General features: G+C 55.0%; 11 protein-coding genes and 1 tRNA gene. 4 read left to right on the top strand and 8 right to left on the bottom strand.

Annotation, left to right across the window (positions count from 1 at the left end):
- Positions 1-225 precede the first annotated feature (225 nt).
- Together ACZCED_RS01470 and ACZCED_RS01465 are read right to left on the bottom strand one after the other, a co-directional pair.
- Positions 226-313, bottom strand: a tRNA-Leu gene (locus ACZCED_RS01470).
- Positions 314-395: 82 nt separating this feature from the next.
- Positions 396-1,115 carry a potassium transporter gene (locus ACZCED_RS01465; RefSeq protein ID WP_464860054.1) on the bottom strand — a complete coding sequence of 240 codons (720 nt, stop codon included), beginning with the start codon at positions 1,113-1,115 and terminating at the stop codon, positions 396-398.
- A gap of 22 nt (positions 1,116-1,137) precedes the next feature.
- Here ACZCED_RS01465 and ACZCED_RS01460 point away from each other — a divergent pair, with 22 nt between their 5' ends.
- The 4 genes from ACZCED_RS01460 (at position 1,138) to ACZCED_RS01445 (ending at position 4,986) form a co-directional block, all read left to right on the top strand.
- Complete coding sequence (locus ACZCED_RS01460) at positions 1,138-1,755, top strand: Maf family protein (RefSeq protein ID WP_462968876.1); 618 nt, start codon at positions 1,138-1,140, stop codon at positions 1,753-1,755.
- Positions 1,752-2,435 carry a YggS family pyridoxal phosphate-dependent enzyme gene (locus tag ACZCED_RS01455; RefSeq protein ID WP_462968877.1) on the top strand — a complete coding sequence of 228 codons (684 nt, stop codon included), beginning with the start codon at positions 1,752-1,754 and terminating at the stop codon, positions 2,433-2,435. The genes ACZCED_RS01460 and ACZCED_RS01455 overlap by 4 nt, the downstream gene beginning before the upstream one ends.
- A complete protein-coding gene (locus ACZCED_RS01450) occupies positions 2,432-3,013 on the top strand; it encodes an epoxyqueuosine reductase QueH (protein WP_462968878.1) in 582 nt (193 codons plus the stop codon). The genes ACZCED_RS01455 and ACZCED_RS01450 overlap by 4 nt, the downstream gene beginning before the upstream one ends.
- Positions 3,014-3,144: 131 nt before the next feature.
- Positions 3,145-4,986 carry a M48 family metallopeptidase gene (locus ACZCED_RS01445; RefSeq protein WP_462968879.1) on the top strand — a complete coding sequence of 614 codons (1,842 nt, stop codon included), beginning with the start codon at positions 3,145-3,147 and terminating at the stop codon, positions 4,984-4,986.
- Positions 4,987-5,157: 171 nt separating this feature from the next.
- Here ACZCED_RS01445 and ACZCED_RS01440 read toward each other — a convergent pair whose 3' ends face one another.
- The 6 genes from ACZCED_RS01440 to ACZCED_RS01415 form a co-directional block, all read right to left on the bottom strand.
- Positions 5,158-7,470, bottom strand: coding sequence for an ATPase, T2SS/T4P/T4SS family (locus ACZCED_RS01440; RefSeq protein WP_462968880.1), 2,313 nt, complete (start codon positions 7,468-7,470; stop codon positions 5,158-5,160).
- A gap of 76 nt (positions 7,471-7,546) precedes the next feature.
- On the bottom strand, positions 7,547-7,768 hold the full coding sequence (locus tag ACZCED_RS01435) for a hypothetical protein (protein ID WP_462968881.1): 222 nt from the start codon (positions 7,766-7,768) through the stop codon (positions 7,547-7,549).
- 289 nt (positions 7,769-8,057) lie between these two features.
- Positions 8,058-8,489, bottom strand: coding sequence for an ACT domain-containing protein (locus ACZCED_RS01430; RefSeq protein WP_462968882.1), 432 nt, complete (start codon positions 8,487-8,489; stop codon positions 8,058-8,060).
- Positions 8,490-8,560: 71 nt separating this feature from the next.
- Complete coding sequence (locus tag ACZCED_RS01425; protein ID WP_462968883.1) at positions 8,561-9,862, bottom strand: phenylacetate--CoA ligase family protein; 1,302 nt, start codon at positions 9,860-9,862, stop codon at positions 8,561-8,563.
- A gap of 437 nt (positions 9,863-10,299) precedes the next feature.
- Positions 10,300-11,166, bottom strand: a complete 867-nt coding sequence (locus ACZCED_RS01420; RefSeq protein WP_464860053.1) for an enoyl-CoA hydratase/isomerase family protein — start codon at positions 11,164-11,166, stop codon at positions 10,300-10,302.
- A complete protein-coding gene (locus tag ACZCED_RS01415) occupies positions 11,163-13,178 on the bottom strand; it encodes an N-acetylmuramoyl-L-alanine amidase (RefSeq protein WP_464860052.1) in 2,016 nt (671 codons plus the stop codon). Before ACZCED_RS01415 ends, ACZCED_RS01420 begins: the two co-directional genes overlap by 4 nt.
- Between the last annotated feature and the right edge of the window lie 12 nt (positions 13,179-13,190).

The following is a 13,190-nucleotide window of genomic DNA, read 5'->3' as shown; positions in this document are numbered from 1 at the left end:
ATGGGATAATCGCCGCTGTTTAGAACGGTCGTTTTCGGTTTCAGGACAAGTCCCCTAACACAATCCGGTTGCCAACTCAATCTTTAGACCGGGGTTGAAATGCCGAGTTGCAATAATTGGAAACGCTGGCATGGAGAATACTTTTAAGGTGAATCGTAGTGCTAACAATTGCCGACCATCCAATGACAATGGGTCGGCCAATCTTGGCTGACCCATTGTTTTCATTGGTGCCTAGGGCCGGAATCGAACCGGCACGGGGCTAAGCCCCGAGGGATTTTAAGTCCCTTGCGTCTACCAATTCCGCCACCCAGGCAGTCGCTGTCTCGTGATGCGGGACGTGCGGATTGAATGGTTCAGGTTGGTGAGGCTGCTATTAACGGGTATCCCGGGAAATGTCAAGCAGATGGCTCATCGTGGCCCGGCTCATCCGCCCTTTTTTCAAGGCGCATGAAATCCAGCACACCATGACAGCGGCAGGCCGTAGCGATCATTATCGGTCGATGGCTGTTATGACAGACCGTGTCCAATGCAGACAGCAGTTCTGAGGGGTAAATGCCACCTACGCCGGGCAGCAGTTGATGACTGCGAACGATGACGGGCAGGACATCCTCGATTGGCATGCTGTCCAACAAGCGGAAAAGATCCATGGGCCTGGGCTTTCCGGTATGGGTGCATGTGCGTGCCGGCTCGCTGCAGTTGTCCGGACATACGAAATCGGCGTGGCTGACAAAGGCCTGTCCGGCTGCTCCCCGCATGGGATGGGGCAGTTCATCCAGCCAGGCGTCTTGGATTATATATGGATGTATTTCATATAAATACCTAAGCCTGCGCTTCAACCATGCTGCGGCGACATGAACGGGAATGGCCGGGACAATCATGTCCACCGGCGCATCCGGAACGAGCGATCGATCGAGCCATTCGATGCCTTCTTCGTGGATCGTGGTGATATCCGCTCCATCGATCGACAACGGTTTCTGATCGACCACGATAAGGGTAGCATGGGAAATATGCCGGGTGATCCGCTCCACGGCGATCCGCCCGAATCGGCCGGCACCGATGATCCAGAAACGCGTGGCGTTTAGCGGGATGTCCCTTTGATCCTTGTTATTGTGCATGGCATTTGGTAAAAACGGTTGAATGACGGTAAAACCACCCCAACTGATTCTGGCATCCCAATCGCCGCGACGTCGCTACCTGCTCGAACAGGCCGGCTTGACATTCGCGGTGATCCCCAGCACCTTCGATGAAGATTCGGTCCTGTTAGCAAACCCTGCGGACTATGTCAAAACACTGGCCGAAGCCAAAGCCGACGAGGTGGCCCGGCAATATCCGGACAGTTGGGTGATCGGCGCGGATACGATCGTTACCATCGGCAACGCCATTCTCGGCAAGCCCGATGATCCGCGCGAAGCCAGGCAGATGCTGGAACGGTTGAGCGGCCAGACCCATTTTGTATATACCGGATATGCCATCGTCTGTAAAAACAAGCGTACCGGCGTCAGCGAAGCAATCAAAACGGATGTGCAATTCAAGGATTTGACCGCGGACGAGATCGCCTGGTATATCCAGACTGGCGAACCCTTTGACAAAGCCGGCGCATACGCCATCCAGGGGATGGGAACCTTCCTCGTCCGGCGTATCCATGGATCATACACCAACGTGGTGGGGCTTCCCGTGTGTGAGGTGATCGAAACCTTGATCAGGATGGGGGTCGTGAGGATGCATGCCGAAAACCCGAAAGGACTCGCGGTGTGAAGGAACGTCTGGACCGGATCAACCAACGAATCGCCGACGCGGCAACCGCTTGCGGCCGTGCCCCCGCAACCGTCCGCCTGGTTGCGGTGAGCAAGACCGTCGATGCCGACCGGGTTGCCCAAGCCATCGATGCCGGTGCCGCAATTTTGGGCGAAAATTACATCCAGGAGGCCCGCGACAAGTTCAATGCCCTGTATGACAGGCCTGTGCAATGGCACTTCATCGGCCACCTGCAATCCAACAAGGCCAAATATGCCGTGCGCATGTTCGACCTGATCCATTCGGTCGAATCCCTCAAACTGGCCAAAGCCCTGGACAAAGAAGCGCGCAAAAACGGCAAGGTGCAGGACATTCTCATCCAGGTGAATATCAGCCGGGAGGAGAGCAAATCAGGCATCGCGGAGACCGGCGCCGTTGAACTGATCGCGCAGATCAGCGATCTCGACAACGTCCGGGTGAAGGGGCTGATGACCATGCCACCCTTTTTCGATGAACCGGAGCAGGCGCGCCCCTTTTTCCGCCAGTTGGCCCGGCTGCGTGACCGGATCCGCGAACGCAACATCCCCCGCGTGAGCATGCAGGAAATGTCCATGGGCATGACCGGCGATTTCGAAGTGGCCATCCAGGAAGGCGCCACTCTGGTGCGCATCGGCACCGCCATTTTCGGAGCCCGCCGATGAAGCTGATGATTCACGTCTGCTGCGGCCCCTGCAGCATCTACCCGGTACAGGTGCTGCGCGACGACAATTGTGATGTCATGGGTTTTTTCTATCGCAACAATATCCACCCTTTTACCGAGTGCATACGGCGCGAAGAGACCCTGAAAACCTATGCGGAATCGATTTCCCTGAAAATGATTTACCAGTCCGGTTATGCGCTGGAGGCTTTTTTACGCCAGGTGGCCTTCCGGGAGGCCGATCGCTGCACCTACTGCTACCACGACCGGTTGACCACCACGGCTAACCTCGCCAAAAAAGGCAAGTTCGACGGGTTTACCACCACGCTGCTCTACAGCCGGTTTCAAAAGCATGATCAGATCCGATCGATCGGCGAAGCCGTTGGCAAGTCAGTGGGCGTGCCTTTTTTTTATCAGGATTTTCGGGACGGATGGAAAACCGGAATCGACGAATCCCGTCGGTTGGGCATGTACCGTCAGCCCTACTGCGGTTGCATCTACAGCGAAAAGGAACGCTACTACCGCAAACCGAAGAAAAACGCCCAAGCAACCCGCAGCGACGCGGACGCAGCGACCCCATGACACCGGCCATAGGCCTGCTCGTTTGGCCATAATAGACGGAAAAAGCCATAACGTGTTGGTGCGACGACCGATTATACCGTCCAATTGGATTGTCTCAACGCCCATACCACCCCGCCAGGACTGCTGACACCATGTTCGGAAACTTCATCTATTTCATCGTCGCCCTGCTGATCTATTCGACCTACCAGCCGTCGGAGCAGACCAACTTCGCGCCCCTGGACACGCTGATTTACTTCTTGTCGCTGATCCTGCTCTTTTTCATTTTTTCCAGGCGCCGGTTTACCCGGATCGCACAGATGTCCGCCATCCACAGCCACGATGTGCTGGACCAGCAGTTTTCATCGGCCCTGACCCGCCAATCCGTCCTTGCCATCGCTCTGTTTGCCGTGGATATTTACGGCCTCAACCTCTCTTCGTTTTTAGCGGGAATTTGGCTGTTCGAAGCCATTCCCACCCTTCAGGCCTTGATTTTCATGTCCCTTTTCGTTGGCTACCTGGCGATTGTCTGGTCCAACGCCCATGCGGCCTACCGGCACATTTACGGTGCCGACCTCACCCGCCGGGCCTATGTGACATCCAACATCGCATTCAGTGTGCCCGTATTGCTGCCCTGGCTGCTGCTTTCAGGCGTCGCCGACCTGCTTCTGGCGCTGCCCTTCGACCTGCCCCGTCAGGTGCTTGAGTCACCCGAGGGCGAAACGGCCTATTTTCTTTTTTTTCTGTTTGCCGTGGCGGTAATCGGCCCGTTGATCATCCAGAAATTCTGGCGCTGCCGCCCATTGGAAGCCGGCTTTAATCGCCAGCGTATCGAAGCGCTGTGCCGGCGGGCCGACCTTAACTATGCGGATATTCTGTACTGGCCGATCTTCGGCGGCCGCATGATCACTGCCGGGGTGATGGGCCTGGTGAGCCGTTTTCGCTATATCCTGGTCACCGACGCCTTGCTGCGTGTCCTGAACCCTGAAGAGATAGATGCCGTCATCGCCCATGAAGTCGGGCACGTGAAAAGACACCATCTGCTGTTCTATCTCTTCTTCTTTATCGGTTACATGGTTATCGCTTATGCGACCTTCGATCTCATCGTCTACCTGATCATCTTTTCCGAACCCATCTATCGTTTTGTGTTCATGACCGGTATCAGCCGAACCACGGTGACCACGGGGCTGCTCAGCCTGGCGATCATCATTAATTTCCTCGTTTATTTCCGCTTCATCTTCGGCTACTTCATGCGCAACTTCGAACGCCAGGCGGACGCCTCGGTTTATGGGCTTTTCGGCAGTGCCGCGCCGTTGATTTCGACCTTTAAAAAGATTGTGGCCGTTTCCGGTCATTCTCCGGACAAGCCCAACTGGCATCACTTCAGCATCGGTCAGCGGGTTGATTTCTTAAAACGCTGCGAAGCGGACCGCACCTGGGTTCAACGCCACGACCGCAAGGTAAGGGCCAGCATCGCCATCTATGCGGCGACCATGGTGGTGGTGGGGGTCGCCGGCTACCAGCTCAATGTTGGCCAGACCGGCAAGCAGCTTAACGAGAAGTTTTTCGAAACCGCTATATTGAACGAGATCTCACGAAACGGTGGCGCCAATGCCGGCCTTTACGGAATGTTGGGGGATCTGTATCTCGGCCGCAGCAGCTTCGGCCAGGCGGTGACGGCCTATCGGACCGCCCTTGACATCGATCCGCATAGCGCCATCATATTGAACAACTACGCGTGGCTGCTGGCCACCTGCGAGGATCCGGCATACCGAAATCCGCAGCAGGCATTGGACCTGGCGCAAAGGGCCGCCGCCATCGAGCAGTCCCCTCACATTTTGGACACCCTGGCCGAAAGCCTATATGTCAACGGCCGCATCACCGAAGCCATCGATGCAGCCACGAGCGCTCTGGGGTTGGCCAAAACCAACCGCACCTATTACCACGGGCAGCTGGAAAAATTCCAAGCTGCCCGTGACAATCCTGTTATAAAATAATTTGCTGGGGGATAACAAACCCTCAGATAGCACCGTTTCAGAATTGGTGGATTTTGGCTCAGGCCAAGGCCGCAGCCAGCTTGAAACCGCAGGCGTAGCAGCGCTACGTCGAGGATCTCAACCTGGCGAGAACACCGGCCCGGTCCAAAAGATGCCGATTGTGAAACGGTGCTACTTGATGCAGACCTTTCTGACTTCTAGTAGATCGCAGTGACCCTGAAAAACCTTTTCGATGCCGTCCTGTTTCAAGGTGGTCATACCGTCAAAAATAGCCTGCTTGCGGATTTTTTCCATTTCGGCCTTGGTCTGGATCAACTTCTTCATATCGTCGGTCCCCATCAGCAGTTCATGGATTCCCATGCGTCCCCGGTAGCCGGTGTTGTTGCACAAGTCGCACCCTTCCGGTTTGGCCAGTTGCAGGTCGTCGGTGTAAGGGATGTTCAGATTGTTCTTGAACTCCTCCTCCCCGTATTCCCGGACCAACTCGTCGTACTCCTCCTGGCTGGGGTGATAATTGCGCTTGCAGGTTTTGCATAGAGTCCTTACGAGCCGCTGGGCCAGGATGCACAGGATGGCATCGGCAAAGTTGAAAGGATCCATCCCCATGTCCAGCAAACGCGTGATGCTCTCCGGTGCGCTGTTGGTATGCAGGGTGGAAAAGACCAGGTGGCCGGTCAGGGAGGCCTCGATGCCAATGGAGGTAGTCTCCTTGTCACGCATTTCACCCACCATGATCACGTCCGGGTCGGCACGCAGAAAGGCGCGCATGGCCGCAGCAAAATCGAAACCGATCTTGGGTTTCACCTGCACTTGGCGAAGGCCGCGCTGGGTGATTTCGACCGGGTCCTCCGCAGTCCAGATCTTGGTTTCGGTTTTGTTGATAAAGCTCAAGGCCGAATGCAAGGTGGTGGTTTTACCTGAACCGGTAGGCCCGCAGACGAAGATCAGTCCGTAGGGTTTGGTGATCACGCTGATAAAGTTTTTATAGTTGGGTTTGGAAAACCCCATCTTATCCAGAGGTATCGGCTCCCCCGCAGCCAAAAGGCGCATGACCACGTCTTCCAGGCCACCCTGGGTGGGGATGGTGGCCACTCGCAGTTCGATATCCTTGCCGCCGTATTTTTTAAACTTGATCTTGCCGTCCTGGGGCAGCCGCCGTTCGGCGATGTCCAGGTCGGACATGATCTTGATTCGGGAGACGACCGCGGCTTTGTATGAAAAGGGAATAGTCTGGTAAACGGTGCACGAACCGTCGACCCGGATGCGGACCTGGGTATTCTGCTTGCCGGGATAAGGTTCGATATGGATATCGGATGCGCCACGGCTGTGGGCGTCCAGGATGATCTTGTTGACCAACTGGACCACGGCGCTGTCCTCATCGCCGATACTGGCCTCCGCCTCTTCCACCTCTTCGGATTCCACCTGAAGTTGGGAGAGGATATCATCGATCTCCGCCAACTCTTTTTCATCCTGGGTGAACAGCTTGATAAAATCGAGGATGTCCTGCTTGAGGCTCACGTAGAAATTAACGGGACGCCCCGGAAAGAGCGCCTTGATCTCGTCGATCTTTTTCAGGTCGTGGGGATTGTCGACGGCAATGACGACCTTGTTGCCGTCCGACTTCAGAGGCACCCAGATGTTGTTTCTCATGAAGGGCACCTTCAGGCCCGCCATGAGGTCTCCGGGGATCGGATAGCTGGAGTTGTACTCGATGAAGCTGGTCTTGTAGTACTTTTCCAGAGCGCTGCCGATCTCCTTTTTAGGGATCTTGAAATCCTTCATCAACACCGCGGAAACCGGTTCTTTGCGCTGGGTGGCGGCGGCAATGGCCTGGGACAGCTCTTTTTGGGTGAGCAGGTGATTTTCCAGCAGGAAGTCGTATTTGTTGTTGCGGCCGCCTCTGGCGGCGATGCGCTTCTGGTTGTACAGGGCCGTCCCCATGATTTTGGACAGCTCCAATACCGCCTTTTCCTCCGCATCTCCGAATACACCATCTCCTTTGCGGTTAATCAGTTCCATGGTGCCCATCAGATACTTCTGGTAAACGATCGGATGGGCCAGGACCTCCTTGGTCCGGTAGCCGGTGCGACGGTCCCAGCTTGAATCGAACTGGAGATCCGGAGCGATGGCGGCCAACTCCTTCTGGTCATATGCATCCTTGATGTTCACCAGGGTCTGCTTCAATGCAGAATACCCGGCAATGCTGGTCTGAGCCACGGGAATTCGAATTTCGGCCACCTCACTGCCCGATTTGAAGCGCGATACCAGTTCCCGTTTAACGCCATCCACCACATAGACGGTGATTCGGTCCGCTCCGAACAACTCGCAGATTTCATCCTTCAGGTTGATCAGTGCCTCACCAAGGTTGTTGGCTTCATTGAGCCGATTGCCGATAGCCTGAATCCTGGATTTATATTTGGCGTCAGACATTCTCGCACTGTCCGTATCCTCGTCAAGCGTAAAAGAAATCTCTGCATTGGCCATGAATCGTATCCTGCTGTTGATTGGGTAATTGGGTTGTCCGTGCGTGGTGCAAATCAATCATGTTGGTCAAGACGCTCTATTTACGGTACTGATGGTAGAGTTTTTTACATCCTCCGCCGATAAGAAACAGACCCATGAAATAAAAACAAAACCGGATAAAGCCGGAGGCGGCGGCAAATCTCGGTATCTGTTCGATACTCGGCATCACTTGGGGGATGCGGTAGAAAACGCCTAAACCAGCCAGTATCAATGCGACAGCCCAGATCAGCTGAGCCGGATTCACCTGTTTGTCGGCCATTGATCAACCTGAGGGGATCTGAAGGGATAGCTATAGCAAACAACCCATGTATTGCTTGCCCCTCAGTCCATTTTTTGTTTTTCGGTAAACCTTACACGGGTGTCCCCGATCCGCTTAGCGCATCTTGAAACCAAATGAAAACCATTGGCAACGCCAAAACGCCTTTGCAATAAGCGCCTAAGTGGTCGTGAATAGTTAATTATATAGCACATCCGTTGTCAAAAAAGCACCACAATTTTCCCTGGCCGCAGGCTTGACCAAAAGCGGCCGCCCTTAACTGATGAGGCCATCAAAGGGTGTAGAGGTGCTTGCCGTCGATAACCTTGACGCCCTTGGATTGAAGCAGCCGGATCGCCTCCTGCTCCCGCTCGATGCGAAAGATCATCACGGCGTTGTCACCGGAGGACCGCACAAACGCATACATATACTCGACGTTGAGGCTGGCGTCATGAAGCATGATCAGGATGTCGTGAAGCCCTCCAGGGCGGTCGGGCACTTCCGCCGCCACCACATTGGTTTTACCAACCGTAAATCCGTTTTTCTTAAGTGCATGGCGGGCCTTGTCCGTATCATCCACGATCAATCTCAAGACGCCGAAATCGGACGTATCGGCAAGTGCCAGGGCACGAATGTTCACATCCGATTCAGCTAAAATGGCGGTGACCTCTGAAAGCCGCCCGGATTTATTTTCCAGAAAAACGGAAATCTGTTCTACATGCATGCGTTTCTCCATTTTATAATCGGTCATAAGATTGGTCGACTTGAGCGATGGTATGCTTTTTTTAAAAACTATCAAATCGAGCGGTTATCCACAACCCTTACCGCCTTGCCCTGGCTTCTTTCGATGGTTTTGGGCTCAACCAGTTTGACCCTGGCCGAGACACCTAGCAATTCCTTGATATTTTTGGTGATTCGTCGCTCTAAATGTTGCAGGCCTTTCACTTCGTCGGTAAAACTTCCTTCACCCACTTCCACCTTGATGGTGAGCACGTCCAGGTTGTCTTCACGGTCAACCACCAACTGATAGTGGGGTGTCACTTCCTCGGTGGATATGAGTACGCTTTCGATCTGGGAAGGAAAGACATTGACCCCTCGGATAATCAGCATATCGTCGCTGCGACCGGTTACCCGGTTCATGCGGACATGGGTTCTGCCGCAGCTGCACGGTTCAGGATTCAAGGCGGTAATGTCCCGCGTGCGATACCGGATCACGGGAAAGGCCTCCTTGGTCAGCGAAGTGAAGACCAGTTCGCCCGCCTCTCCGTAAGGCAGGGGATCAAGGGTGTGGGGATCGACGATCTCCGGTATGAAATGATCCTCGAAGACGTGGAGGCCTTTTTGGGCTTCATGGCATTCGATGGCCACCCCGGGCCCCATCACTTCACTGAGGCCGTATATGTCAACGGCAGTAAGGTTCAACTTCTGCTGGATCTCTTCACGCATTTTCTCTGACCAGGGCTCGGCACCGAAAATGCCGAACTTGAATTTCAGCGAATCAAAGGCAACGCCCATCTCTTCGGCCACTTCAGCCAGATGCAGGGTATAGGACGGGGTCGCGGTCAGGATGGTGGGGCCAAAATCTTTCATGATCACCACCTGACGTTTGGTGTTGCCGCCGGAAACCGGTATCACGGATGCCCCCAGTCGCTCCGCACCGTAGTGGACGCCCAGTCCACCGGTAAACAACCCGTATCCGTAGGCATTGTGGATGATATCGCCGCGCCCGGCGCCGCCGGCAGAAAGCGCACGTGCCATCAGCATGGACCAAGTGCCGACATCCCTCGCCGTATACCCCACCACTGTCGGCTGACCGGTCGTACCGGACGATGCGTGGATGCGCACCACGTTATCCATGGGCACGGCAAACATGTCGAAGGGATAGTTGTCCCGCAGGTCCTGCTTGGTGGTAAACGGTATCCGGCGCAGGTCGTCCAGGCTTTTGATGTCAGCTGGGACGATCCCTGCCGTCTGAAATTGCTTACGGTAAAAGGGGACATTGGCATAGACCCGCTCCAAGGTACTCTGAAGCCGACGAAGCTGTATCGATTCAAGCGCTTCGCGCGGCATGGTTTCGTATTCAATGTCGTAAATCATGGTACGCTTCTCCTTTTCGCCGAGATAGCGGCAGTCGAACCTGACGGTTCAATCCTCAAGCATGCTGATATGTCGGCAGCCAGACCAAAAAAAAGGCTGGGAGGATTACCCCACAGCCTCTTTTAATGCATTTGCCAATGGGCAATCGGACGAACGCGCCGTCAGCCATGGCATGTTGGGCGCAATTGCGCTAGCGGTGTCACCGTTCCTGGCATGGACCGGAATGAGCCAAAACCGCCAATGGCACCGGTGAATCGAGCCTTTTGCGCGACCCGTTGACAGTTGTCGGTCATCACCCGCTTTTCAAAAGCAGTTCGCTGGTACCCGTTCCGCCGGACATCGCTGGATAAATAATTTTGCCGCGTGGGTCAAGTAAAAACGCGCCAGATATCAAGCACTTCGTGTTAAAATCGGCGTTGCCGGATGACTGAGGTGCGCTATCCCTTGAGCGACCCCTTGAATTGTGGTTTTCGCTTTTCGATAAATGCGCGGGTACCTTCTTTGCCATCTTCACTGGCCATGCAGATGGCAAAGGCATCGACCTCGATCTGGCAGCCGGTGGCCAAATCCACGTTAAGACCGTTGTTGACCGCCTGTTTGGCGGCTCTCACGGACACTTTCCCTTTTGTGGCCATGGCCCGGGCGGTCTTAAGCGTTTCCTCCATCAGCGACTCCTGGGGAAAAATCCGGTTGACCATGCCGATCTTCTCGGCTTCTTCGGCAGGAATCAGCCGTCCGGTAAAGATCATCTCCTTGGCCCGGTTGCTGCCGATAAGGCGGGGCAGGCGCTGGGTGCCGCCGAACCCGGGGATGATGCCCAGGGTAATTTCCGGTAGGCCGAACATGGCGTTTTCCGAGGCATAAATAAAATCGCAGGCCAGGGCCATCTCGCTGCCACCTCCCAGGGCAAAGCCGTTGACTGCGGCGATCACCGGAATAGCCAGTTCCTGGAGCCGACTGATGATCAGCTGCCCTTTTCTTGAAAACATCTTTCCCTGCAGGGAGTTGAAGGTGGCCAGTTCGGTAATGTCCGCCCCAGCTACGAACGATTTTTCACCCGCGCCGGTGAGGACAAGCACACGGATCTCTTCGTCAGCTTCGATCACATCCAGCGCCGCTGAGAATTCGTCGAGCAAATGGCCGTTTAACGCATTAAGCGCTTTGGGACGGTTGAAGGTAATCGTGGCAATACCCTCCACCACATCGAAGATGATGTTTTCGTAATCCATTGCAGCTTCCTCCTGAAAATTTCTGGTTGATGGGTTGTTGGCCGGCAGCGACAGCAGCACGGTGACGGTCTTCACCCGTTTTTGTCCCGCTCAGCCGGTTGATAGAAATAGGCGGTGGGACTGGTTTCCTTAATGTACTTTCGAATCCCGCGGATGATGCCGTCGCAAAGTTCCTCCTGGTATTCGGCACTTGTCAGGCGCTTGCACTCCCTTGGGTTTGAAATAAACGACGTTTCCACAAGCAGCGCCGGCATCTGGGCGCCCAGAAGCACGTAAAAGGGTGCCTGTTTGACGCCCTTGCTGCGAATGTGGCTGAAATTATTTTTCAAATGCAGATACATTTCCTGCTGGACCATGGCCGCCAAGCGGCTCGATTCGCTGATTTTGGCGTTCTGCATCAAATCGTTCAGGATTGTCTCCAGGTCGCTGATATTTTTTGCCGATGTGGCATTTTCGCGCGCGGCAACCCGAATGGCATCCTCGTCAGTTGCCAGGTTCAGGAAAAAGGTTTCAATACCGTATGCCCGCTTGTCTCTGACCGCATTGGTATGAATGGAGATGAACAGGTCAGCATTCTGCGTGTTGGCGATGGCCGTGCGCTCCTCCAGCGTCAGGTAGCGGTCGGTCGTTCGCGTGAGGACCGCATCGCAATTGAGTTCGGTCTCCACTTTTCGAGCCAGTCGCTTGGCAATCTGCAAGACGACGTCCTTTTCATGAACGCCCTTCAGATAGCCGGGCGCACCATAATCCTTGCCGCCGTGGCCCGGATCGATGACGATGCGGCTCACCCCCAAGGCCAGTTGGCGGGCGATGGCACCGGGCGGCAGCCTACCGGTTGAAGGCTGCGCGGGTGAGGTCGACGGGCCGACGGCCTGCCGGTCCGTATCCTCCCCCCACACGTCCAATACGATGCGAAAGGGATTTTTCAGTGAGAATATTTTATAGGTTTTAAAAGACTTGATATCCACGACGATTCGGACCGACTCACCGGTGTACTGCCCGGCCCGCGCATCGCTGAGCAATTCATCGTTGATGGGGACAAACTTCTGAATGTCCCTTCCCAGCCGACTCTTGCTCAGGTCGATATAGAGCCGCTGGGGCTTTTTGATGGCGGGGTCCTTTTTTAGCAGCCGGTGGGAAAAGCGGGTCTCCTGGTCGGCATCGATAACAATCCGTGTATAGCTGGGGTTGGACCAGAATCGCAGTCCCTGCACGGTAACCAGGCCGGCTGGCTGCAATGGCGAATCCGGCATGTCCGCCTCTTGATCCTCTTGATTCTGGGAGATGATGCTGGCCAGCGGGTCGGGCGCGTCAATAGCTGCAGCGGTCCCTGAGCCATTCCCGGCCAGTTCGGCATCGGCTTTATCGGCAAAGGCGCTTCCTGGAAACTCCGCTTTCACCCGCCGGAAGTACTCCATGGCCTGGTCAAGATCCGCCTCACGATGAGACTTGTCCGACAGGCCCTTGAAAAGCAATCCGATCATATACAGGGATTCGGCCGCATCTGGACCGCTGGCGTCGGATCGGTAGGCCGTCTGAAAGCGATCGACGCAGTTTTCCCATTGATCCCGATACTTCTGTTTCTCGGCGTTTGCCATCAACTGATTATACTCGGCATGGGCCTTCTTGAGATGCCGGGCAGTCCCCGGCTTTCTGGGTCGTGCCGCCGGTTTGTCCAAATCGGCCAGTTGAGATCTGGATTTCGGAGTATAACGGCTCTTGGGATATCGTTGGATAACCCTTTGGAAGGCGTCCACCGCTTCTTTTTGATCGGCGTCCAAAAAAGACCGTCTGTGGAGTTCCAAGTATAAGATACCAGATTTATAGAGTCCGGCGGCGGCCCAGGGCCCGGAAGGATCAAGCCGGTAGACGTTTTGGTATTTCTCGATACAGGCCAGCCACCGGTCCCGGTATTTTTGGTGCCGGACATTTTTCTTGAGCGCGGCATAGGCCTTTTCCGCTCGATAATACTGTTCCTTGGGAGTCATCGCCCAGGCCGGCCAAACCATGGCCATATGGGTCAGCAGGGTCAAGGTTAACAAGCGGATAATGGTCGAAGACAACGATTTATTGGCGCGTTGTTGCATGTTCACTCAATC

Source organism: Desulfosarcina sp. (assembly GCF_055467485.1).
This window is presented reverse-complemented; position numbering and strand designations above follow the sequence as displayed.